The sequence below is a fragment of the Lactococcus ileimucosae genome (assembly GCF_943193185.1).
GTDB lineage: Bacteria > Bacillota > Bacilli > Lactobacillales > Streptococcaceae > Lactococcus > Lactococcus ileimucosae.
Genome location: NZ_CALPDE010000024.1, coordinates 1 through 21923, shown reverse-complemented (window position 1 = coordinate 21923; position 21923 = coordinate 1). Strand labels below are relative to the sequence as shown.

Below are 21923 nucleotides of genomic sequence, written 5' to 3'. Positions count from 1 at the left end.
TTGAAAAAGTAAGAGATAAACACCTTAGTGACTTAGACATTCGTCGAGTGAGCTAAGGTGTTTTTTCTCTCTCTCTAAAAATGTGTTATATTTTTCACTATATTTATATAATACACTTTATAGGTGTGTTTGTCAACTATGAATGTTAAGAAAGAGAATTATTTAATGGCAAATTTTTCTGAAAGGCTTAAAGAATTAAGAAAAGAAAAGGGTTTTACTCAAAAAGAACTTGCAAAACGTATTGGTTTTTCATATCAGAATCTTCAAAAGTACGAAAAAGGTACTGCAAGACCCTTGAATAAAAATCTTGTAAAGTTATCAAAAATACTTGGAGTTTCAACAAGCTATTTATTAGGCGAAGAAAAAACCAATACCTCAGAATTAGATAAAATTGTATCACAACTTCATGAATCTAGACAAGATAATACCTTGGCTTATGCAAAAAAACAGCTTATTGAGCAAAATGAAGAAATAAACGATATCAATCAGCTGTTTCCTTATGAAGTTGTGGAAGAACAAGCTTTGTCCGCAGGTCTAGGAGAAGGCTATACAGACAGTTCAAATAAAGAAATTGTTTATTGGGATAGAGATTTTGATTATGACTATGCGATCTTTATCAAGGGTGAGTCAATGGAGCCTGATTTCTATTCAGGTGAAGTTGCTTTAATTAAAAAGCAAGATACAATTGACTATCCTGGACAAGTATGTGCTGTGGACGACACAGAGAGAGGAAAAGCTTATTTAAAATGCGTATCTGTTATTAATAATGGAATGTGGCTACAATCACTTAATGATACTAGGGATGAGGACGGAAACAAGTTATTTCCAGATATTTTCCTCCCCTTTGAAGAGAATCCACGTATTATTGGCGTAGTGAAAGAACATTTTTTCCCAGTCCAAATTAGATAAAATTCAACAGCACCAAGACTTGTGTAAGCGAATTATCTTGACTATCTTAACATTTATGCTATAATATATTTAGCGAAGTGAATAGCGCTAGTATAAGACACGAAATAAAAAAACGAGGACGGCTATCCTCGTTTTTTCTTTTGTTAGCAGCGACAACTAACTCAGGCTAGATGGCACTTTTCCAAACTATCATTTTCGCTTGTCTAGCCAACAAGAAATGAGCTTAACAGCTACACCAGAAATAATCGGTGCAATGATAGTTGTGAATAGAACTAGTATTAAATCAGACACGAAATCACCTCCTCCCATTACAGTCTAGGATTTGGCAAGTGCCATTAACAATTATATCATGAAATAACAGCCCCTGCTTGCAGGGGAGGATCCCAGAGACTGGGCGGACTTTAAAAGTCATAGGAGAGAGTTTCATGGGGGGATTGCGAGCGATAGAGTATTTCTAGATATTTTTCTCTCACGAATCAAATAAAATACTGCATACTAGCTTTATTATCTCAACCTTTATGATATAATATTATCAACGAAAGAATTGATTCATGGTACTACCTCTTTTCCGTAAGGATAAGTGTTAGCGCCATTTTTTATTATAATAAAATTTCCATGAATTTAAGAATTTACAAAGATAAAACTATTGCTTGTTCAGGATAACCATGATATAATTAGGCTAGCGAAGTTTAGGATGAAGTGTGAAAAGCATGGAATCAAAAAGCACAGGATGGGGGTCCTGTGCTTTTTTTGTTGGTATGCGAATCCCAACTCAGGTTGAAATAACACTACTTCTTGTTGTTTTTCTCATTCAACCAACGAGAAAACAGCTGAACAGCTACACCGACAATAATCGGGACAACAAGGGAGTTTAGGATGAAGTCTAGCATGTCATCACCTCCTCTCTAGGCGAGATTAGGTTAGTGCCACTTTTTATTATAACAGAATTGCTGATAGGTATCATACATGTCGAAAAAATATTTTACAAAAAAAGAAAATTTTTTTATTTTATTTTTGAAAAAAAGATAGTTATCTCTGTTAAGATAAATAAGTTATAGTTATTATAATATAAGTTACAGTTACAGTTACAGTTAAGGGGCATTTTTAAGGCTTAACCATGCGGTTTAACAGAAACTTATTAGTACTAAAAGTGTATTCAGCAGTACTAAAAGTGTATTCAGCAGTACTAAAAGTGTATTCAGCAGTACTAAAAGTGTATCTTAAAAGTACTAAAAGTGTATTCAGTAGTACTAAAAGTGTATCTTAAAAGTACTAAAAGTGTACTTAAAAGTACTAAAAGTGTATTAGTAGTATTAAAAGTGTACTTAAAAGTACTAAAAGTGTATTTTTAAATTTATATCGTAAAAAAGTTGTACTTAACTTTTTCATTAGTAAAAAAAGTGTACTTTTTATTGCTATATTAGTAAAAAAAGTGTATATTAGTAAAAAAAGTGTACTTAATTTGAGTTTTTTTGAAAAATAATTGCTTTATTTTTTCAAGATTGAGGGAAAATCTAACCTTTTTCCTCAAAAGTACAACTTTTTTACGACATAGTATGGTAAGAAATAAAAAAAGGTACACTTTTTTTACGACGATAGGAGAATATGAATGATGAATGAAAAGAATGAATACGAAATTTTTGAAGAAAACTTCAGACCTGATATAAAGTATAGTCGACAGCTCCCAGAGATGTTTATGACGAATGATATCAATGCTCAATCAGAAAATGTTATTTACTCATTGTTAGGAGAATTGCGTGATAGATATAAAGAAGACGAGGTAGCAACTTTTACATTTCAGGAATTAGCAGAATTGGGAGGACTTTATATTAAGCGTAAGTCTGGAAAAATTGATTTATTTTCGGGTAAAAAATTGGATAAAGCAATGGCTCTTGTAAGTCTTGGTTTAAAAGAATTTGCCTATTATAGAGTCACTGAGACTAATAGTGATGGGACTCCAAAGTCCTGGGATATGTTTCCGCTGTTCAGTAGGATAAGTGTGGATGGCACGAAAAGGCTTGTTCACCTCACTGTTTCAACAATGGAAATAAGCCCATTTCAGATTGATTCTCAGGGTAATAAGTTAGACAAACCTCTCAGGATCTATGATTTAATCAACTCGAAAGATTGGAGAACAGTAAAGCACTTACAATTTAGTAGAGAAATTCACTATAGTTTTGTATCAAAATATACAAAGCGTATTTACAGATTTTTGAGTGAGTTTAGGAGTTTTCCTAGGGGAACTAAAATGCGTATTGATGATTTTGATAAAAAAATATTAAAAATCTGGTTACCTAAGGAAGAAGCAATAGACTCAAAAAATGCTTATGATTATCGTACAAATCGTAAGAAATTTATTGACCGAGCGATGGAAGAAATTAGAAGTTTAAAAACTTCGGATGGAAAGCAAATTATTCAAAATTTGGATTATATATTTTATAAAACGGGAAAAAGTATCAACGCTATAGAATTTATTTTTAAACCGTTCAAGGATGATTTATCAATAAACAATAGATTATCTACAGTTATCAGAACCCCTTCTAAGGGTCAAAAAAGTAAGTACTATGACGATGCTAAGACAGTGCTTAACTATCTGAACTATCTACATAGCATACAGTTTGAGTATGATATTAAAAAACAAATTTATAAATTTGTTCCTAAAAATGGAGAAGGTGTTCATTTTGATGTAGAAGATAAAAACTTACTCAGACCAATTTTATCACTTCTGGAGCAAGGAGTATCAGTTGATGAACTTATGCAAGTTGAGGAAATGAAAGCTTTTGAGTGGCGAGACAACGCAGAGGTGCTAAAAAACTTAAAACCTTCAGTTCTTTTTGGTGAGAAATATGCAGAGTATAGAGCGTATCTGAATTATTTTAGAAATGAGTATCAGGTAATTTTTGATAAAAATAAATTAAATGATTTTTATATACCTATGGAAGGTCCCTGGAACAGTAAGTAATAGAGTCGTTTGACTCTTTTTTTTTATCAACTGAAGTCAAGTACAAAGCGAATTTAAAATTTAAATATATTCACAATATATTTAAAATGCAAAAAACAATATATTTATAATTGATTTTAAATGCAATTTAAGTTATAATATAAATGCATTGCAAATACAATTATATTATAATTTGAGAAGGAGATGATAAGAATGAGGATTATTAGTATATCGGCAGTAAAGGGTGGTGTTGGAAAAACTACTATAACATTTAACTATGGGGAGTGGTTATCAAGTCAAGGGTATAATGTTTTGCTTATTGATACTGACCACCAGTGTAGTTTAAGTCAAACGTACAATCTATTTACAAATGAGGAGACCATTTATAATGCTTTTGTGAACAAAGATGTAAATATCCATCAAATTCATCAGAATTTAAGTATTATTCCTGCATCTCCAATGTTGGATGAGCTAGAGGTAGAATTAAGCAAAAAACATAATAAAGATTTATTGTTGATGATGTGGCTTGAAGATAATGTTGATAGAATAAAAGATTTTGATTTTATTCTAATAGATTGTCATCCAGACTTTCAAACTGTAACAAGAAATGCAATCGCTGTAAGTCATTATATTATTAGTCCAATAGAACCAAGCCAATATGGTTATATGTCAAAAAGTCTTCTTTTGGAAAGATTAGAGAATTTTAGAGACGAAGTTATTGATGCAAGGACAAGAGAAACATATATTTCAGCTCTACCTTACTTTATTGGCAATAGAATTCGACATAACACGAAATCTTCACGAGAATTTTCTGACAAGATTTCACAGGATAAGGGCACAATTGCAATGATTCCAGAAAAGGAACTCTTTAATCGTTCTACTCTTGATGGCATCCCGTTAGTTCAAATGGAAAAGGACAAAGATGTTGCAAAAACTAATAAAGCATTTTTTGAAAAACTGAATTCTGCATTTGAACAGATAACTGAAAAAGTAAGTGAGTAGATGGAGATTTCCAAAAAAATATAAACACATTTAAGATATAATGCAAACGCATTTTAAATGCATTATAAATATAATTTAAATATATTATTTTATAAAAAGGAGATATTATGGCATTTGACATCGATGAGAATAAGGTAAAGAGTGTTTTATCTAGTAGTTCACTTGGTAAATCAAAAGTAGAGCTTCCTATGAAAAAAGAAACAGAAGAAAATAGAAAAACGTATTCGTTTACTTTGGAACCGTCTGTAAGAGAAGGATTAGAGAAGCTTGCAGAGCAACAAAATTATAAAAATACTTCACAATTTTTAAATGATTTAATCAAATTATATTTGTAAAATGAAACAAGACGAGAAAGCTTATAGTGCTTTCTTTTTTATATAACGAATAATAATATTCAGAGGTAGTATTATCAAATACTTGTAAATAGAAACTCCTAATACATTGAATAAATCCAATAATATCTAAACCGTGGGATTTTGAATGTAGAAACGTCTTCGATAAAGTTGTATAATTAACTTAGTAAAAAAATTCAAGGAGGTTTCCATGTCAGGAGAACAAATCCGTTCCAACACAGTTGTTGCAGAGGCTGCTGTGAATGAACTCCTAGGCATCAACACTGCAGGTTATCAAAATCAGACAGTGGATTTTAACTATTCATCAGGTATTGCAGGCATGGATGTTGCGAGGGTAACTAATAATGAACTACTAAACTCGGTTTGCGAATTTACAGAGGCGGTCTTGCAACAAGCAAATAAGTTTCCAAAGCTTGCTGCAAAGTTTGAAGAACAAGACCGTCAAGATGCGGAGGGCTGGTAATTATGGTAAATGACATTAGTGCCAATAAACGCTTTGAACTTGGTCTAAAAATACAAGCAATAGAGCTTAAGGACGAGAATTTTTCTCAGATGAGGCGAAGCTATGAACGCTCTCTAGAACACTTCCAATCTAATTTTGTCCGTTTATCTAGTGAGTCTGAAGAAAGCTTGTACATGACACTACAAGCAGGCAATCAAGGTGTGACTCAAATCCTAGAGCGTAATCAAGAAATCACTCAAAGGCTCAATCAGTACGTCATTGACCAGATGGAGGATCTTGACATGATTACGCGTCGAATAAGACAAATGTTTGATGATGAACGTGAAGAACTTATCCGAGAAAGGAATCAACTACCATGGGAGTAAAATTTAGTATAGCTGATTCAGAATCTTTGATTCAAGCGATGAAAAATAATATTACTTTAGCAAATGAAATCGGTAATCGCCTCAAATTAGGCTCAGATCATCTGCGGTCTTATTTGAAATCAGGTTCAAGAGAACTAGTAGGAACAGCTTTTGATCATGGAGATGATTTATTTTCTCAAGTCATTTTGCCTGCTATTGATAAAGTTCATTTGGCAATAGAAGACGTTAAGAGTGAGCTGTCCTCCTATGAGTACGCACATGGTATTGCGACAAAGGCAACAATTAATGGCTTTGCGGACTTAGATGAGTTTAAGAAACAGCTTAACCTAAAAAAGAAACAGCTTAAAGAAGTCGAGAGCCAAATCCAAAAAAATAATGAATTTTTATATCAGGTTCAAGCTGTTTTTACAGGAGATATTGACAGCCTTAATTCTCAAAATTATGCTCTTCAACAGATAAAAGAGCAGCTAGAGATGGACATTCGAGACTATCAAGAGCGGATTAGTAAACTTGAGTGGTTTGTAGCAGATGTTTCTAGATATTTTGAGGACAGTCTAGATGTCCTTAAGCAGGCAATCTACGGAGCTGTACAACTAGGTAGTGTTTCAGTAGATACGAATGGCTATTACTATATCAACGGGGCGGATATGAGTTGGTTTTCAAAAATTCAAAATGAAGAAATAAAAACGAATGATAGTAAGTATGTGGGAAAGAGCTGGAAACTACCAAAACAATATCAAAACGAGATTGATAAAATAAAAAGTAGTAATGCTTCTAACAAAGAAAAGGCAAAAAAAATTGTAGATATTTACGAAAGATATCTTTATGAAACCAATAAAGAAGGGTTCAATGATTATGCAAACGTTAGAAAGAAATATTCAGTAGGCTCTTCAGAATTAAATAAAGCTGAAAAAGTTTTGACTAATTATTTGATAGCGAATAACGTAGATATGAATAAAATTATTGACGATATGGGAGATAATCTGATTGAGGCAACAATAGAACCGTGGTATAAAGAAATTTCGCCTATAAATAGATTGTGTCAATTTTATAATATGGTACAAACAAACCATCCTCTTGATTTAAAAAATAATACATTTCATATAAACGGGGAAGAAACCGATTGGTCTATATGGGGGAGAGGTTATTCAAATGATTATTATGATAAAAGTGGTAATTTAAGGAGTGATTACTTAGGGAATTACCTCTATGGTTACTACGGAAAAGGATCTGGATCTGTTCAAGAAATATCAAATCTAATTCCCAATATTCCTTTGATGAATGAGGATGACAATGTAAGAGATTTTTCTGAAGGGGAAATTTTAAAGTATGCGGCTGGCTTTGCTCAAACAACAAGTGATGAAGGATTTAATATTAAGGCTTTTAAAGACTATCTAAAAAAGATTTTATCTGGAGGATATGGGGATAATTTGGGAGATTCTGAAATGATTCAAGATGGAGTTGATGCTTATGATAAAAATCATTAAGTCAGCTACTATATTACTTCTATTTTTCTCTTGTTGTTTTGTCTTAAGTTCTTGTGAACATGTGAAGAATGAAACTGTACTAAAACCAGGGGAAGAATATAGAATAGGAGAAGAACACTGGACTTCCTTGGATCAATATTTTTTAGTACCCGTATCTATCTATAAAGATTTGTCCTACACTCTCTATACTACTGACGAAGATGGAACCAAGAAAAAAACGGAGGTTTATTTAAATAATTTCACTACGATAAAAAGTGAAAGTTACCATGGTAATAAATATGCCAAAGTTTTATTGTTTCCAGGAAAGCATGGTTATATGAAGGTAAGAAATATTTCGGACAAGACTATTCGTTTCAGTTTTTTGCTAAGACCTTGAAGTTTACAAAATAAAAGCTATGCAGATTCAGGAGTAAATCAATAATACTAAGAAAGCATCAGAACTTTGTTCTGATGTTTTTTCATGTATACATGAGAATCCTTATTGGGTTAAATCAAAAAATGTGTAGAAAATTAGGTTAAGAACAAGATTTTTTTGAATATTTGAAGATACTCATTGCGCAGACAATAATCTTCTTATTGAAACATTGAATTAAAAAGTATACAATGTAGAAACATGAGAGTTATTTCGGAAGTAGGGGAAAGTATAAGTAGACTTAAAAGAAAGTTGATTAATTGGGAAAAAGTTCCACTTGATGTCCGAATTGGTGAAGGAGAAAGTCATCAAGCTACGATAAGATTCACAAATTATGAGCAAGAGGAAATTGAACAGTTTTTCATTACTTATATTAATCCTAGTGTAAAGAATGCTTTTTTAGGTGTACAATTATCAGGTATAAATAAAGATGTTCTAAAAAAAATATATTATAAAGATATTTTATATTTTGAAGCTCTGGGAGATAGACTTTATGCTTATACACGATCAGATGCTTATCTGATTAAGCATAAGTTATATGAAATAGAAGACGTTCATTCTAGTTTTATAAGAATTAATAAATCTATGGTTGTTAATATTTTAGCAGTTGATAAGATATCTCCTTCATTGAACAGTAAGCTTACTCTTTGGCTAACTGATGGACAAGATTTAGAAGTTAGTAGAAAGTACAGAAAAGAATTTTTAAAATATTTGGAGGAAACATGAGAATTATAAAAATTTTAACTAGAATTATTATATTGGGAGCAATATTTAATCTATATTTCTCTCTTATTCGTGGTGGTATTGAGGATATATTCAATTTTGCTATATTTATTTGTTGTGGTTTAGTTGGACATGCCATTATAACTTCATTATTTATAAATAATCAACTTTTTCAAAAAAATATTTTCATACAAATGAGTACAATTTTCTTTATTGCTACTGTTTTAGAAATTGTATATGGAACAATGGTTGGTTTCTCTCCAGAAAAAATACTGCTAATGGTTAGCCTAGGTATCCCAGTAGTTATTATTGGTTTTATTTATTGGTGGCAATATAGCAAAAAATTAAATACTAAATTGGCGCAGAAGAAGCATTTACTTGAAGGCTAAGAAGCATATTGCTCAGAAAAGTATAATTCATGTATTATCAATTTTCTTAAAGGACTTCTATTGTGCAAAATATTCAAAAACAAGTGACTAGTATTTCTACTTAGTCACTTGTTTTGTTGTCAGAATTTTTAATGGAATAGTTATAGTGAGAAGTAAGTATAGCAAAAGCAAATTATTATAAACAATTTTTTGAAAATATTATTAAAGTTGATGAAAAAGTTTTTGCCCTCATTATTTTTGAGTATATCGCGTTTTTTATTGGGTGTAACTTATACACTTATAATGCAACTTATATGAAAAAATTAAAATTTTTTGATTTTTAGTCCTATAATAATAGTGTGATTATGGAGGTGTACAATGAAAAAACAAAAGTATAGTTTTATTATTTATGGTTTAATCATTGGCTTCATTTATGCACTCTATTTTATTTTAGAAAGGGGGTAGCATATGAAATCAGAAGAACTAGGATTCCAAATTGAAGTTCACGAACTTGATGCTGAGGATTTCTTGGCTAATGAACAAATGAACTGGAGTGTAACACTGTGCTGTTGTCCTTGCTGCTGCTGTTGCTGACCGGTTCTGTGTTACAGGTGTATTGATTGCACCTGTAATTTTTTTGAGAGGATGTTAAATATGAGAACAGATATAGATTTTTTAGAAGGAAATAATGCCTCTTTTTATCTTAAAGTTGGTGAAAAGATGTATGAGTTTAAAGGTGTAAATCCTAATCTTGCTCACACAGCTTGAGAGGAGATACAAAAGGGAGATTTTCATATCGGAAAGGAAAATCCCGTAAAAGAAAAAATACTAGGAGTCATTAACAGTCTAGGAGCACAAGAAAATGTAACCAATCTAAAAGAGCTATTAAAGTTAAGTGGGTTGCAGAAATTCCCAGAAGATACCTACAAAGTAGGAGTGCTAGGAGACGGGGATTTAGTCAAATATGCATTAAAAAAACTTACTAGTGGAGTATTGAAGTATGAAAGAGCAAATTTGAAGTGTAGTTATGATTATTATTTAATTTTAACTCGACAGTTCAATAGAAAAAAGCAACTTGATATAAATGAGTCTTTGTTTAACATCGATAAGCCTTATATTAGCTTGATTTTTGAACCATTAACTTTTAGTGCAGGTCCACTTACTATTCCACAACAAACCTCATGTTTAAACTGTAAATTAACGTCTGAGGAAGAAAACAATTATTATGGAAATTTTCTAAGGTTATTTGATGATTCTGAAAAAGAAAGTAGTGAGTATATCCCAGAAGAATTATTGGATTTGGGAATAAACTTTATAAATCTGCAGTTTTTAAAACAGGTACTCCAAGAAACTGGACAAGCGATAGAACCAGAGTTAGCACAAACGATTATGGAATATTCACTCTTAGATGGTGTTTGGATAGAACGACAACTTATTAAAAATTCTCGTTGTGAAATATGTTTTCCGAGAAATGAAGGTAGTCAAATTTTTGAGGTGAAATTATGAGTGTTGTCAAATCTGATAGATCTCCTTTTGTTGATGATAAATATGGCTTAATAAAAAATATTTATGATTTACCAACATATCAGGGTTTACCAAGAGTGTATGTAAAAATGGCATTTGGAGGCGATTATTCTACAGCGGGTTTTAATGCAAGTGGTGCCGGTATTACAGCTGAGCAAGCTAAAAATTCAGCAATTGGAGAATACATTGAACGTTTCGCTTGTTTACATCAAAAAAATTCCAATAAGTATATTAGTAAAAATAAAGTTTCTCCTAAGTTAATTAATTCTTTTGCTAAAGGTAAAGATTCTGATTATCAATGGGTGGAAGGGAAGGAGATACTTACAGATGAATTTGTAGCTTTACCTGCAGATGCTATTTATTTAACGTTTAAGAATAGCAATGATAACATTAAAGGAAAGTGGATAACAACTTCAACAGGAGCTGCTTGTGGCACTAGTTTACCTCAAACTTGTTGGAAAGGTATAGCAGAAATTCTTGAAAGAGATTCATTTCAATATCATTGGAGACGTCAATTACCCTGTCAAGAAATTGATATTTTCAGTAATGAGGAACTTAAAGAGTATTATCAGCGTTATATTATCTCGTCAGGAATTAAGATAAGATTATATAAATTTGATATGGATTGGCAAGTTCCTTCAGTATTTGGCATTGCTGAGTTTAAGAATGGTGGTTGTGTTGTCGCAGCTAGTGTTAGAATGACATGGTTAGAAGCATGTAAAAAAACGTTATTGGAATTGGCTCAGAGTATTGTAGGATATGCTGCAGTTATCTTCAAGGAAGAAAAAATAAAAATAAATGATTATTCAGAAGTGAAGGAGTACCAAGATCATTCTATTTTGTATATGGGTGATGGGATGTCAAAACATCTGAAATTTTTGAACTCAACGTTAGAACTTTTTAAAATTCCAAAAGAAAGCGTTGAAATAGACGATCAGAAAATACTCGAATTTTTTAAAAATAAAATAAGGAAGATTAGGCGACAGGTTTATTTTGTAGATGTTACTCCTGAGCCGTTAAAAAAAAGCAAATGGCTAGTTGGAAAGACTATTATTCCTGGGATGTTAGATATTGAGCCAGATTATGTTCCGCTATTAAAAGATGAACGTCTTGAAGAAATTGACAAAAATCTAATTCAGCTTTCTATACGAAAAGAAGCTGAGTTAGGAAAAGCTCAACCTAAAGTTCCTCACCCATTTCCGTGAAAGAAGGTTTATATGGATGATTTTAAAGCAGTAATGATAAGTAATCATTATGCGAATAAACTAGTTGTAGACGATTCGCTCTACCAGACTTTTCATCAGAATACAAAGCACAGCAAAAAATATTTGCTAAAAAATATGTATCAGTCGAGGAAGTTGTTAAATAGTTCAAATTTTCATGAAGCGACGCAACTTCCAGAAAAATATTTTCCTTTAGCAGAATCATTTTCATTGAAAGAGCCAACACATGATGTAATCTATCAATGTTTAAATGAAAGGAAATCTCAAGTCACTCGGCCTATTAAAGATATTACATTAACAGATCAAGTAATTTCAGACTTATTTTGGTCTGGATATGGAAAAAATAAGAAAAACACTCGTGTTGTTCCATCGGGAGGAGCATTATATCCTCTTGAATTATATGCTTTAATTTTAGAAAGTACAGAAAGTCTTTCAAAAGGGTTATATCATTATAGTCCTTCAAAGCATGAAATACAGCTTATCAGGGATGATGAAAAGGTATTTAATACATCTGATTATATTATGATGGACAATATTAAATATCCGTCGGTTATATTTTTTATAACGGCTATATTTAAACGTAATACGTTTAAATATGATGCCCGAGCTTATCGATACACCCTTATTGAATCGGGAGCTATGGCCCAAAATATATCTTTAATGGCAACAAAATATCATTTGGTTAGCACTTATTTTGGTGGGGTCGATGATTATGAAGTTGAGAAAATTTTATCAGTAGATGGTAAAAGAGAGAGTCTAGTGAACTGTCTATTCATATCTAAGGAAGGGGAGTGGAATGGTAAAGATTAAATCAATTAAGAGAATACCCCATTTATCTTATGATACTTATTATATCCGTAATAATGATATTTCCTGTGGACATATTTTTGAGCATATTATTGTTTCAAGAATAATGAATTACATGAGGAAGAATGAGGGAATTAATGGGCAGACCTCACAAGAACTCATAAAAATAATGATTGATGAGAATTTAAATTTTTCTCCAGATGATATTGAGACATTACTTGCGAAACCAATACAACAAGAAGAATTTGATAAGGCGCTAATGGAGATAGAACAAGAACAATCAATGAAGAATACTGCTTATTCCTCATTATTAAATACCATTAGAGATAAGAAATTAGATGAGAGAACACTAGCCCTTTCAGATATAAAATCTTGGTTTGAAAAAGAGATAAAAGATAGTACAATTTATTATTTTTCTTATAATAAGGGACAAGAAAAATATGAAGAAATAAGGAATTACAAGAGAAATTTTTCGCTCAAAAATAAAATTGAAGTAAAAAAAGGAATAGCAAAGGCAGATGGGGGGAATTTTTCATATGTTTATATTACTATTCCCATAGCAAGAATTAGAAATAGTAGTCAAGTATACTTTCTTCAAAAATTAATAAACTATATTCAAAATTCTCTACATACATTAAGAAATAAGGGCCCCTATTATCAGGTTGCGTTTTCACTTTATCATTATGAAAACATAGAACTGTTTATTTTTATTTCAAATTCTGACCTTGATCTTCTTCTAAATAAATTGAAAGAATTAGAAAGAATTTTTGATTTCAATGAATCAATAAAATACTCTGAAAAAAAAGTTTATCCATATCAAGAGGAGCTTGCAATAATTTATAGGGATTCTAACTTTTTAAAAAGAAATACTCCAAAAGCTAGCAAAGAGGATGTTGAATTTATCAATCAAATTTTTAAAGCAATACGCGTTGAAAGAAGTGATGAGAAGTTTGACAAAGAAAAGGAACTAGTGTATCTCAATGGAGTATCAAAGATTTTTTCAAGAAAAACGATTCTTGAAGATGTTACTCTACACATCTATGAGGGGGATATTATTGGTTTATTAGGTTTGAATGGGCAAGGAAAAACCACATTGATTAGGTGCTTATTAAATTTGATACCAGTAGATAGAGGAAAGATTGACTTCAGAGTAAATATGAATAAAGAGCTGGGAGTCATGCTTCAAGAGGTTGCAATACCAGAAAATGTGACGGTTGAAGAACTTATCGAATTGATACGAAATTTCTCTCCTAATTCTCTTCCGCTAGACAAAGTTTTCGAACTCTCAAGTTTACACGATAAGCGTTATAAACTTACTCAAACATTATCAGGAGGAGAAAAACGCAGGCTGCAGTTTGCTCTCGCTATTGCAAATGATCCTAAATTTTTAGTACTAGATGAACCAACAGTGGGGATGGATTTCGTGAGTAAAGAGAATTTTTGGAGAGAAATGAAGAAGTTTACTCAAGAAAGAAAACGCGCTATTTTACTCGTTAGTCATGATTTGGAAGAGGTAGAAGAAGTAACAAACCGTATTATCATTTTGAATAATCATCAAATACAAGTAGATTGCGATGTTCGAGATTTAGAAGATGGGGTAAAAAGAACATTTAGAAAGGTGGTTTACGATGAATGAACTTAGGTTATTAAGGATAACAGAAACTTTTACTATCAAGCGTTTCATTCGAGATATTAAGTATGTTAGTTTTATCATTGTTTTACCAGTACTATTTTATGTGATGTTTACAGCAATTTTCCCCAAAAATGCGGCTGTTGATGGACTCTCTTGGAATAAATATTCGTTAATATCGATGATTTCATTTGCAATTGTTGGGAATGCCATTAATCTTTTAGGTACAAGGGTTGCTATTGAACGTAATGACAGATGGATGGATTATATAAGAGTCTCACCTGTTTCTTCGCTTTATTATAGTATCAGTTTTGCTATCACTTTTATTCTTATTTCATTACTGACAATAGTTATATTGTTTGTCACTGCTTTTGTGTGGCAAGGAGTTTCACTTTCATTGGGAGAGTACATAGGTACAACGGTATTGTTATTAATTGGGAGCATTCCGTTTGTATTGATAGGTTTACTTATTGGTCACCTTGGTTCAGCAGCACAACCAGTTGGGATGATTTTTTATCTTTCATTATCATTCCTTGGAGGATTATGGATGCCAGTTGAGGCTATGCCAGAAAATATTCAATCATTTGCTAGGGTATTGCCAACTTATTCTTTAGCGAATTTAGGCTGGGAATTTTTAGGGAAAACATCCTTGGAGAAGTCACTAGTTGTCTTACTTTTTTACTTAATTATAACTATAGTTTTATTGGTAATCGTTAGGAAAAAAGAGTGTAGTTCATAAAAATATATAGTGTTTTTCGAACTCATTTATTTAGTAAACAATGTATTAATATAAATATATTCAATTTAAAAAAGGAGGAATTTATGAAAAAGTTTTCACGATCTATTATTAGAGCCTTGTTTGTTATGGCTGCGTTGATGTTTTCTTTTTATTCTATACATGCAGCTGCAAATGAATGGTCATGGCCATTAGGAAAGCCTTACCCAGGAAGATATGAAGAAGGTCAGCAGTTTGGTAATACCTCATTTAATCGTGGGGGAGGAAGATATTTTCATGATGGCTTCGATTTTGGTTCTGCTATTTATGGTAATGGTAATATTTATGCTGTGCATGATGGTAAAATTTTATATGCTGGATGGGATCCTGTAGGAGGAGGTTCTTTAGGTGCATTTATTGTATTGCAAGCAGGGAATACAAATGTAATTTATCAAGAATTCAGCCGAAATATTAGAGATGTGAGGGTTACTACTGGTCAAACAGTTAGAAAAGGACAGGTTATAGGTAATTTTACTTCCAGCCACTTACACTTAGGAATGACTAGAAAAGAATGGAGATCTGCTCATTCTTCTGCCTTTAAAAATGATGGAACTTGGTTTAATCCTATCCCTGTGCTCCAAGGAGCTTCAACCTCAGGGGCGGTTTCTCCAAAACCGGCATCTAAGAACTTCACAACAAATGTCCACTATGCTTTGCATACATTAGGAGGATCTTGGCTTCCTGAAGTAACTAATTTTGATGGTACAGATAACGGGTATGCAGGTTATCCAAATCGTCAGCATGATTTGTTATATGTCAAAGTAGATAAAGGACAATTGAGATACCGTGTTCACACTGCTAAAAGTGGTTGGTTACCTTGGGTTAATAAAGGGGATAAGAATGATATAGTAAATGGAGTGGCTGGTATTCCAGGACAAGCGATTGATGGAGTTCAATTGGATTACACAACCCCTAGCGGAGAAAAGTTATCACAAGCATATTATCGTTCTCAGACTACAAAACGTGCAGGTTGGTTAAAAGTAAGTGCAGATAATGGCTCAATACCTGGATTGGACAGTTTTGCAGGTATGTTTGGTGAACCGCTGGATCGTCTGCAAATTGGTATATCACAATCTAATCCATTTTAATATAAAAAAGGATGACTTAAATAGTATAATTCAGATTTATAAGAGAACACGATAAGAATGAGGTCAATATTAATGAAAAAATATTTTATTCTATCTCTGTTTGGATTATTTCTTCTATTTGGTTCAAAAGTTTTTGCTTCTGAAAATTATCAGCTACTTGGAGTAAAAAATTATGATCAGTATGAATTAGGAGCACCTAGTGGATGTGAGGGGGCCTCACTGTTGCAAGCATTGCAGTATAAAGGAAGTGTCAAGAATTGGGGGTTAATAGAATTTTTAAAAACTATACCAATATCTTCCAGTGGAAATCCTTATGATGGGTTTGTGGGAAGTCCCTTCATTGAAAATTCTTGGACTTATTCTGCTATTTACCCTACTCCTTTAGCGAAATGGGGAAAACAGTTTGGGGATGTTCAAGATATATCGGGAACTTCTTTTGAAGAATTATTAGTTGAAATTGAAAATGACAATCCTATTGTAGTTTGGGTTACTATAAATTTTCACCCTGCTCGCTGGGGAATATGGTCCTTCGGTATGGCGGTTAATAATAATCATGCAGTGACTTTAGATGGTTATGATTTAAAAAAAGAAATGGTTCATGTTTCAGATCCTATTTTAGGTAAGTACTGGCTGAGCAAAACTACATTTGAAAGTGTATACAACGAAAGAAATTTTGCGGTTGTAGTTCGTTAAAAGCTTTGAGGCATTGAAAGTATTTTGTTCTTTGGTTCTGTATACTCTGTGGTGGTAGATGAAAATCTACTGCCATTTTTGTATGAGAAAAACAAAGAATATCTCCAGTATTTACCAATTACTATCATAGAGTATATAGAATTGAAAATGATTATATAGGAGATATAAATAAAAACAATGGTCAATATGAAAATCTTAATCGAAAAAAGGAGAATAATTTATGAGAAAGTGGTTATGGAGAATCTTGTTCTTAAGTATATTTCTTTTTCAAATTAATCCAATAGTTTTTGCACAAGAAGCTACTATGAATAATAATATTGATAGTTCCAATGGTGGTGTTAATATTACTCCATTGGGGACTGAAGTTAAAAAAGAAGGAAGTCAAGAGTATGTAATATATTCCTATCAAGTATCAATAAATTCTATGATAAGTAGCACACATTTGCAAACTTGGAATTCTTTCTTGATTAGTGTGCCAAAATTTGCAAATGATGTAAAATTTACTCTTATTGGAACACAAGACGATGATAACGGGGTGTTTAGCGCAAAAGATGTGAATGTCCCGTTAGGGATACAATCAGAAGACGAATATTATAAGGATTTTAGTGATCATTCTATTCCAACCTATGAACATATCCAACAACTTCTAAAGAGTGGGGAAACTATTATATCAAATCGTATTGTTAAATTAAATGATGATACAAATGAAGCTTCAACAACTGGAATATTTGGTGTTTCTCAATATGGTATTGTATCGAATATTTCAAAACCAATAGGTATTAGAGTGGATATCATGATTGAAAAAAGTCGTGCAGTACCTTATTTAGCAGTTGATGCGAGACTGATGTGGCGCCAGTATGATGAATCAACAAGCTATTCAAATGACTCATTTGGTGCACAAAGTTTAGAAGATTATAGAAACTATTTTACCAACCGCAGCTGGAGTTATGTCGCTCAACCGGAGAAAATAAAGAAAGGAGATTTTGATTTTGACGGTTTACATGTAGTAAGTGATGTAGCAATAACTAAAAATACAAGTTCATGGAGTGTTATTGGTCGAGACGTCTCTCCAGGAATCAATTTTGTTCGTCTTTTTTCGTTGAATGCTAACCAAAGAATATATTATGTGGCTTCTCCATATGAAGATTATGCAGATGTGGCAGTGGCTGAATATATTGGTGATGGAAGTGTTATAGTGCATTATCAAGATGAGGAAGGAAGACCATTATCTCAAGACATACATTTGACAGGGGAGGTAAATACTCCTTATGAATCAGAGCAGAAAGTATTTGAGGGATATGAATTTAAAGAATTAAAGGGTCAATCAGTAGGAGTATATACTGCAAAACCTCAAGAAATTACATATGTGTATAAAAAAATTCCGAAATTAATAGGGAATGTTGTTGTACATTATCAAGATGAAGAAGGAAAACCATTATCTCAAGATATACATCTGACAGGAGAGGTAAATACTCCTTATGAATCAGAGCAGAAAGTATTTGAGGGATATGAATTTAAAAAGCTAAAAGGTCAATCAGTAGGAGTATACACTACAAAGCCTCAAGAGATTACGTATGTATACAATAAAAAACCATTTATCTATACCAAGCAACATCTCAATAAAAAAGACAATACAACAGACAGAGAGAGTTATGAAGCAGGAAAAAAATTACCTCGTACAGGTGAAGCTAATAGAAATAATTCTTTAATTATCGGAGGAATATTACTTGTTGCTACAATTGTTTTAAGTCTTAGTATGAAATTAAGTAAATTCTATAAAAACAATTAATAGAGTGATGAGGATAGTATAAAATATTTATAAGTGAGAAAGAAGAAGGTTTTTTTGCTTATCTTTCTTTAATAAATTATTTTTCAAAAAAAGTAGCAATATCAATAGTATCAGATGAATTTTAGTGGTGTTTTCCCAATGACGTTATTTCCATATAGTATTAAATGAAAATAGAGAAAGCTAAAAGTGCTTTCTCTTTTTATATAAAAATAATTAGGTGGCAAAGACTAGCTTCCCTGTCAATTTTAAATATATTGAATTATTCAATGTAAATTATTGATTTTTGCTGTAATTTGGAATATAATATTGAATAAATCAATATTTGGTGTGGTAATAAGTAACAGATTGGAGGGATAGTTATAAAATTTGCAGTTAAAAATGAGGAAGGTCAGTATTTAAATTTTAAATGTGATAAAAGTGGAGAGGAAAATCTGTCTGTTCCTGTCTGGAGTAGTAGATTTGCTATGACTTGGAGTAAAGAGGACGCAAGTTATTTGGCTGAACTCTATGATGGAGAAATTGTACAGATGTAGGGTAAATAAAGATGAGGTTTGATTATAGCAAAGAGCCGCGTAGAGCTATATTTTTTGAAGATGTCAAATCTAACTATGCATCTATTGAGTGTGTGCAGAGAAATTTGAACCCTTTAAAAACTTCCTTATGTGTCATGAGTAGGTCAGATCATTCATACGGTCTTATCTTGGCAGCTAGTCCTAAATTTAAAGAAGTATTCGGCAAATCAAATGTAAGTAGAGCACGTGACCTTCCCTTCCTAATTGAATCGAGAAAATTTAATTATCGTAAGTGGTATGAGAAGCATACAGATATTTATGGCCAGCGAACAGAACCGACAATAGAGTATGTAGCGTTCATAGAAAGTTGGGCAAAACGTACTTACATTGTTCCTCCTCAAATGGGCCTTTATATCGAAGAAAATGTACGTATGCAAAAGATATTGTCAGGTTATACTTCTATTGAAGAAATTCACTCTTACTCCATTGATGAATCCTTTATGGATGTTACGGAGTCCCTGAATTTCTTCTATCCAGATATTAAAGATAAGTATGTACAAATGGATAGATTGGCGCAAAAAATGCAGAGGGAAGTCCTAGAACGTACAGGTCTATATATTACTGTAGGAATGGGGGATAATCCTTTACTTGCCAAGATTGCTATGGATATTTACGCTAAACATAGTAAGAATATGAGAGCTCTTATAAGATATGAGGACGTTCCTGAAAAGCTATGGACGATCCCCAAAATGACAAACTTTTGGGGAATCGGAAGGGCAACAGAAAAGTCACTCAATAAGCTAGGAATCTACTCCATTAAAGACCTGGCAAATGCTAACCCGCAGATTATAAAAAGTAAAATGGGAGTCGTTGGCTTGCAACAATTCTTTCATGCAAACGGTATTGATGAAACAAATGTACGTGATAAGCACGTAAAAAAATCCGAAAGCTACAGCAACAGTCAGATTTTACCGAGGGATTATGAAAAAAGAGATGAGATTGTGCTTGTAATAAAGGAAATGGCAGAACACTTGGCCATTCGATTACGTAAGGGGAAAAAATTGGCAGGGGGACTATCTCTTTTAATCAGATATTCTTATCAAACCAATGTGCCATCGATTAAAGTGTCATGCAAAATAGACCCCACACAAAGCACCTTAGTGATTCAAAATGAAGCCTTAAGGATGTTTGACTCAAAATATCAGAGTGGCCCAGTTCGAGAAATTGGGATAGGGGGCTTTAATTTATCAGATGAAAATGTAAAACAGCTGACGCTCTTTGAAGCGATGGTTGAAGATAATACAGCAATGAAAAAACAAGAATCCCTCCAACAAGCCATTGACGAGATCAGAGAAAAGTTTGATTTCACAGCAATACAAAAGGCAAGTGCATTAGCTGAAGGTTCACGGGTTATTGAAAGACATAAAATGATTGGTGGGCATGCTGCATCAGGAGGAGAGAATTTATGACAGTAGACCGTTCATACAGCGAATATGAAGCAATTAGAACTTATCATGATAGAGGAATGATGAAGTGGGGCGCATTTGCGACTGGAGAGCTATCTGAAGCACAAAGGAAGCTCCTAGAAGAATATGTCGGAAAAGAAAAAGAAGGGGCTAAATTTAGCCCCCAATCAAAAATTAAAGCCATTGAAAATAACTTTGAAGAAATGATATAATAATGGTCTGTTCTTAGGCAAATCTCAACATTTGTTGGGATTTTTTGATATACTTCAAGTACACAATTCGATTTTCTTCTCCAGATATGGAGAATTTTTTTATGGAAAAATGCAGAATAAACTGAATTTTTGTGAGTTAATGTTATTAAAAAAGGTATAAATTATGAGCTAGGAACTGCCAACCCACTCATCAATATGTGTGTTTGAAAAAACGGAGAATGAAAATAGAAAATTAGATGGAATGAGTGAAATTTTCAGTACGGAGGATACGATACTACTAAAACTCTCATGAAATAAGAATCAAAAATTGCATATCATGCTTAATCTATTGGAGATAACCATATATTATTTATATAAAATTTATTGAATAATTCTATAATCATCTTTCATTTTTATTTTATTTCCCATTTGTGATAAAATATAATGAAAAAAATAAGGAAGTGAGGAATCATGTCTACGAATAAAATTAAATCAAGTACAGTAGAAGCTCAAGCTGCAATTTCGGAACTGACAGGTTTGAAAGAAAACTTTACCTCGCAAACTGTTGAATTTGGAGAGAGTAATGTACCTTCAATGATTAGCGGGAAGAAGCTCACTAACAAACTTATGAATGACGTTTCAAAAGTTGTATCCTGTGTATTGTCTCAGGCTAATAAATTTCCTGAATTGGCCCAAAAAATTGAAGAACGAGATGCTCAAGACGCAAGAGGTTGGAAATAATGCCTAAAATTGTAAAGGAAGCTGATAATTTTTCTTCATTCATTTGGAACGATTTACCCCATGAAGCCTTGGTATTTGTGCATGAACAGTTTTTCTCTAATAAAATGTCATTAGAGGATTATGTCAATACTTATTTTCAAAATAAAGTACCTAACTTTAAACATGAAGCAGATCGACTTTTTGAAGAAGGAAAGCAGAAATGTATCGAAAAGGGGACTTTCCCTCAGATATTGAATAATGTTTGGACAAGAAAAGTGATAAAAGAGTCAGAGCATTCTTTTGAGACAAAGAAAAATTCTACTTTTCAGTCCACTGGAACTAAAGATAAAAATTCAGTAGAGAGAAAGCGCTATAGTCAAAAAATTCAACAAGCAGAAAATGAACTTTGGACTAATGTCAAATAATTAGACAGAAAATGAGCTATGTTTTCTTAAAATAGTTTTCCTCCTTCTGATTTGGAG

General features: G+C 32.3%; 24 protein-coding genes. 22 read left to right on the top strand and 2 right to left on the bottom strand.

The window, feature by feature from the left end; genetic code table 11:
• The first annotated feature begins 138 nt into the window (after positions 1-138).
• Positions 139-909, top strand: coding sequence for a helix-turn-helix domain-containing protein (locus NFR51_RS09320; RefSeq protein WP_251713403.1), 771 nt, complete (start codon positions 139-141; stop codon positions 907-909).
• 189 nt (positions 910-1098) lie between these two features.
• Here the strand turns inward: NFR51_RS09320 and NFR51_RS09315 are convergent, their stop codons facing one another.
• Positions 1099-1200 carry a type I toxin-antitoxin system Fst family toxin gene (locus NFR51_RS09315; protein ID WP_251423512.1) on the bottom strand — a complete coding sequence of 34 codons (102 nt, stop codon included), beginning with the start codon at positions 1198-1200 and terminating at the stop codon, positions 1099-1101.
• A 497-nt stretch (positions 1201-1697) separates the two neighbouring features.
• Positions 1698-1799: a type I toxin-antitoxin system Fst family toxin gene (locus tag NFR51_RS09310; RefSeq protein ID WP_251713402.1), complete on the bottom strand. Its 102-nt coding sequence runs from the start codon at positions 1797-1799 to the stop codon at positions 1698-1700.
• Positions 1800-2518: 719 nt separating this feature from the next.
• Between NFR51_RS09310 and NFR51_RS09305 the strand changes: the two genes are divergently transcribed.
• The 21 genes from NFR51_RS09305 to NFR51_RS09205 all read left to right on the top strand — a co-directional run bounded on the left by NFR51_RS09305 (position 2519) and on the right by NFR51_RS09205 (position 21866).
• Positions 2519-3871 (top strand): conserved phage C-terminal domain-containing protein, encoded by a 1353-nt coding sequence (locus NFR51_RS09305; RefSeq protein ID WP_251713401.1) that lies wholly within the window; start codon positions 2519-2521, stop codon positions 3869-3871.
• 192 nt (positions 3872-4063) lie between these two features.
• Positions 4064-4852, top strand: coding sequence for a ParA family protein (locus tag NFR51_RS09300; protein ID WP_251423521.1), 789 nt, complete (start codon positions 4064-4066; stop codon positions 4850-4852).
• 107 nt (positions 4853-4959) lie between these two features.
• A complete protein-coding gene (locus NFR51_RS09295; RefSeq protein WP_251423524.1) occupies positions 4960-5187 on the top strand; it encodes a ribbon-helix-helix domain-containing protein in 228 nt (75 codons plus the stop codon).
• A gap of 208 nt (positions 5188-5395) precedes the next feature.
• Positions 5396-5668, top strand: a complete 273-nt coding sequence (locus NFR51_RS09290) for a TIGR04197 family type VII secretion effector (protein WP_251423527.1) — start codon at positions 5396-5398, stop codon at positions 5666-5668.
• Between the two features lie 2 nt (positions 5669-5670).
• Positions 5671-6033, top strand: coding sequence for a hypothetical protein (locus NFR51_RS09285; RefSeq protein WP_251423530.1), 363 nt, complete (start codon positions 5671-5673; stop codon positions 6031-6033).
• Entirely contained in the window at positions 6024-7520 is a 1497-nt protein-coding gene (locus NFR51_RS09280) for a hypothetical protein (RefSeq protein ID WP_251423531.1), read from the top strand. The genes NFR51_RS09285 and NFR51_RS09280 overlap by 10 nt, the downstream gene beginning before the upstream one ends.
• Positions 7504-7896 carry a hypothetical protein gene (locus tag NFR51_RS09275; RefSeq protein ID WP_251423534.1) on the top strand — a complete coding sequence of 131 codons (393 nt, stop codon included), beginning with the start codon at positions 7504-7506 and terminating at the stop codon, positions 7894-7896. The genes NFR51_RS09280 and NFR51_RS09275 overlap by 17 nt, the downstream gene beginning before the upstream one ends.
• Before the next feature lie 237 nt (positions 7897-8133).
• Positions 8134-8658: a LytTR family DNA-binding domain-containing protein gene (locus NFR51_RS09270; RefSeq protein ID WP_251423537.1), complete on the top strand. Its 525-nt coding sequence runs from the start codon at positions 8134-8136 to the stop codon at positions 8656-8658.
• Entirely contained in the window at positions 8655-9044 is a 390-nt protein-coding gene (locus NFR51_RS09265) for a hypothetical protein (RefSeq protein ID WP_251713400.1), read from the top strand. The genes NFR51_RS09270 and NFR51_RS09265 overlap by 4 nt, the downstream gene beginning before the upstream one ends.
• Positions 9045-9923: 879 nt before the next feature.
• Positions 9924-10529, top strand: coding sequence for a hypothetical protein (locus tag NFR51_RS09260; protein ID WP_251713399.1), 606 nt, complete (start codon positions 9924-9926; stop codon positions 10527-10529).
• Positions 10526-11752 (top strand): YcaO-like family protein, encoded by a 1227-nt coding sequence (locus NFR51_RS09255; RefSeq protein ID WP_251423546.1) that lies wholly within the window; start codon positions 10526-10528, stop codon positions 11750-11752. Before NFR51_RS09260 ends, NFR51_RS09255 begins: the two co-directional genes overlap by 4 nt.
• 12 nt (positions 11753-11764) lie before the next feature.
• Positions 11765-12580 carry a SagB/ThcOx family dehydrogenase gene (locus tag NFR51_RS09250; protein ID WP_251713398.1) on the top strand — a complete coding sequence of 272 codons (816 nt, stop codon included), beginning with the start codon at positions 11765-11767 and terminating at the stop codon, positions 12578-12580.
• A complete protein-coding gene (locus tag NFR51_RS09245; RefSeq protein ID WP_251423552.1) occupies positions 12567-14213 on the top strand; it encodes an ABC transporter ATP-binding protein in 1647 nt (548 codons plus the stop codon). Before NFR51_RS09250 ends, NFR51_RS09245 begins: the two co-directional genes overlap by 14 nt.
• Positions 14206-14946: an ABC transporter permease gene (locus tag NFR51_RS09240; RefSeq protein WP_251423555.1), complete on the top strand. Its 741-nt coding sequence runs from the start codon at positions 14206-14208 to the stop codon at positions 14944-14946. The genes NFR51_RS09245 and NFR51_RS09240 overlap by 8 nt, the downstream gene beginning before the upstream one ends.
• Before the next feature lie 83 nt (positions 14947-15029).
• Positions 15030-16070, top strand: a complete 1041-nt coding sequence (locus NFR51_RS09235) for a M23 family metallopeptidase (protein ID WP_251423558.1) — start codon at positions 15030-15032, stop codon at positions 16068-16070.
• Positions 16071-16142: 72 nt separating this feature from the next.
• Positions 16143-16763, top strand: a complete 621-nt coding sequence (locus NFR51_RS09230; protein ID WP_251423561.1) for a C39 family peptidase — start codon at positions 16143-16145, stop codon at positions 16761-16763.
• 220 nt (positions 16764-16983) lie between these two features.
• The gene (locus NFR51_RS09225; RefSeq protein WP_251713397.1) at positions 16984-18552 is read left to right on the top strand and encodes a MucBP domain-containing protein; all 1569 of its coding nucleotides are present in this window, start codon (positions 16984-16986) and stop codon (positions 18550-18552) included.
• 544 nt (positions 18553-19096) lie between these two features.
• Positions 19097-20533: a Y-family DNA polymerase gene (locus NFR51_RS09220; RefSeq protein WP_251424014.1), complete on the top strand. Its 1437-nt coding sequence runs from the start codon at positions 19097-19099 to the stop codon at positions 20531-20533.
• Positions 20530-20742: a hypothetical protein gene (locus NFR51_RS09215; protein WP_251713396.1), complete on the top strand. Its 213-nt coding sequence runs from the start codon at positions 20530-20532 to the stop codon at positions 20740-20742. The genes NFR51_RS09220 and NFR51_RS09215 overlap by 4 nt, the downstream gene beginning before the upstream one ends.
• A 450-nt stretch (positions 20743-21192) precedes the next feature.
• A complete protein-coding gene (locus NFR51_RS09210) occupies positions 21193-21462 on the top strand; it encodes a TIGR04197 family type VII secretion effector (RefSeq protein ID WP_251713395.1) in 270 nt (89 codons plus the stop codon).
• Complete coding sequence (locus tag NFR51_RS09205; protein ID WP_251713394.1) at positions 21462-21866, top strand: hypothetical protein; 405 nt, start codon at positions 21462-21464, stop codon at positions 21864-21866. The genes NFR51_RS09210 and NFR51_RS09205 overlap by 1 nt, the downstream gene beginning before the upstream one ends.
• Positions 21867-21923: the final 57 nt, after the last annotated feature.

Excerpts from the sequence above, each read along its gene's own strand:
- NFR51_RS09205 (WP_251713394.1), top strand. The coding sequence starts at position 21,462 with ATGCCTAAAATTGTAAAGGAAGCTGATAATTTTTCTTCATTCATTTGG.
- NFR51_RS09210 (WP_251713395.1), top strand. The coding sequence starts at position 21,193 with ATGTCTACGAATAAAATTAAATCAAGTACAGTAGAAGCTCAAGCTGCA.
- NFR51_RS09225 (WP_251713397.1), top strand. The coding sequence starts at position 16,984 with ATGAGAAAGTGGTTATGGAGAATCTTGTTCTTAAGTATATTTCTTTTT.
- NFR51_RS09220 (WP_251424014.1), top strand. The coding sequence starts at position 19,097 with ATGAGGTTTGATTATAGCAAAGAGCCGCGTAGAGCTATATTTTTTGAA.
- NFR51_RS09250 (WP_251713398.1), top strand. The coding sequence starts at position 11,765 with ATGGATGATTTTAAAGCAGTAATGATAAGTAATCATTATGCGAATAAA.
- NFR51_RS09320 (WP_251713403.1), top strand. The coding sequence starts at position 139 with ATGAATGTTAAGAAAGAGAATTATTTAATGGCAAATTTTTCTGAAAGG.
- NFR51_RS09290 (WP_251423527.1), top strand. The coding sequence starts at position 5,396 with ATGTCAGGAGAACAAATCCGTTCCAACACAGTTGTTGCAGAGGCTGCT.
- NFR51_RS09285 (WP_251423530.1), top strand. The coding sequence starts at position 5,671 with ATGGTAAATGACATTAGTGCCAATAAACGCTTTGAACTTGGTCTAAAA.
- NFR51_RS09295 (WP_251423524.1), top strand. The coding sequence starts at position 4,960 with ATGGCATTTGACATCGATGAGAATAAGGTAAAGAGTGTTTTATCTAGT.
- NFR51_RS09305 (WP_251713401.1), top strand. The coding sequence starts at position 2,519 with ATGATGAATGAAAAGAATGAATACGAAATTTTTGAAGAAAACTTCAGA.
- NFR51_RS09280 (WP_251423531.1), top strand. The coding sequence starts at position 6,024 with ATGGGAGTAAAATTTAGTATAGCTGATTCAGAATCTTTGATTCAAGCG.
- NFR51_RS09310 (WP_251713402.1), bottom strand. The coding sequence starts at position 1,799 with ATGCTAGACTTCATCCTAAACTCCCTTGTTGTCCCGATTATTGTCGGT.
- NFR51_RS09230 (WP_251423561.1), top strand. The coding sequence starts at position 16,143 with ATGAAAAAATATTTTATTCTATCTCTGTTTGGATTATTTCTTCTATTT.
- NFR51_RS09240 (WP_251423555.1), top strand. The coding sequence starts at position 14,206 with ATGAATGAACTTAGGTTATTAAGGATAACAGAAACTTTTACTATCAAG.
- NFR51_RS09255 (WP_251423546.1), top strand. The coding sequence starts at position 10,526 with ATGAGTGTTGTCAAATCTGATAGATCTCCTTTTGTTGATGATAAATAT.
- NFR51_RS09270 (WP_251423537.1), top strand. The coding sequence starts at position 8,134 with ATGAGAGTTATTTCGGAAGTAGGGGAAAGTATAAGTAGACTTAAAAGA.
- NFR51_RS09245 (WP_251423552.1), top strand. The coding sequence starts at position 12,567 with ATGGTAAAGATTAAATCAATTAAGAGAATACCCCATTTATCTTATGAT.
- NFR51_RS09275 (WP_251423534.1), top strand. The coding sequence starts at position 7,504 with ATGATAAAAATCATTAAGTCAGCTACTATATTACTTCTATTTTTCTCT.
- NFR51_RS09235 (WP_251423558.1), top strand. The coding sequence starts at position 15,030 with ATGAAAAAGTTTTCACGATCTATTATTAGAGCCTTGTTTGTTATGGCT.
- NFR51_RS09300 (WP_251423521.1), top strand. The coding sequence starts at position 4,064 with ATGAGGATTATTAGTATATCGGCAGTAAAGGGTGGTGTTGGAAAAACT.
- NFR51_RS09215 (WP_251713396.1), top strand. The coding sequence starts at position 20,530 with ATGACAGTAGACCGTTCATACAGCGAATATGAAGCAATTAGAACTTAT.
- NFR51_RS09265 (WP_251713400.1), top strand. The coding sequence starts at position 8,655 with ATGAGAATTATAAAAATTTTAACTAGAATTATTATATTGGGAGCAATA.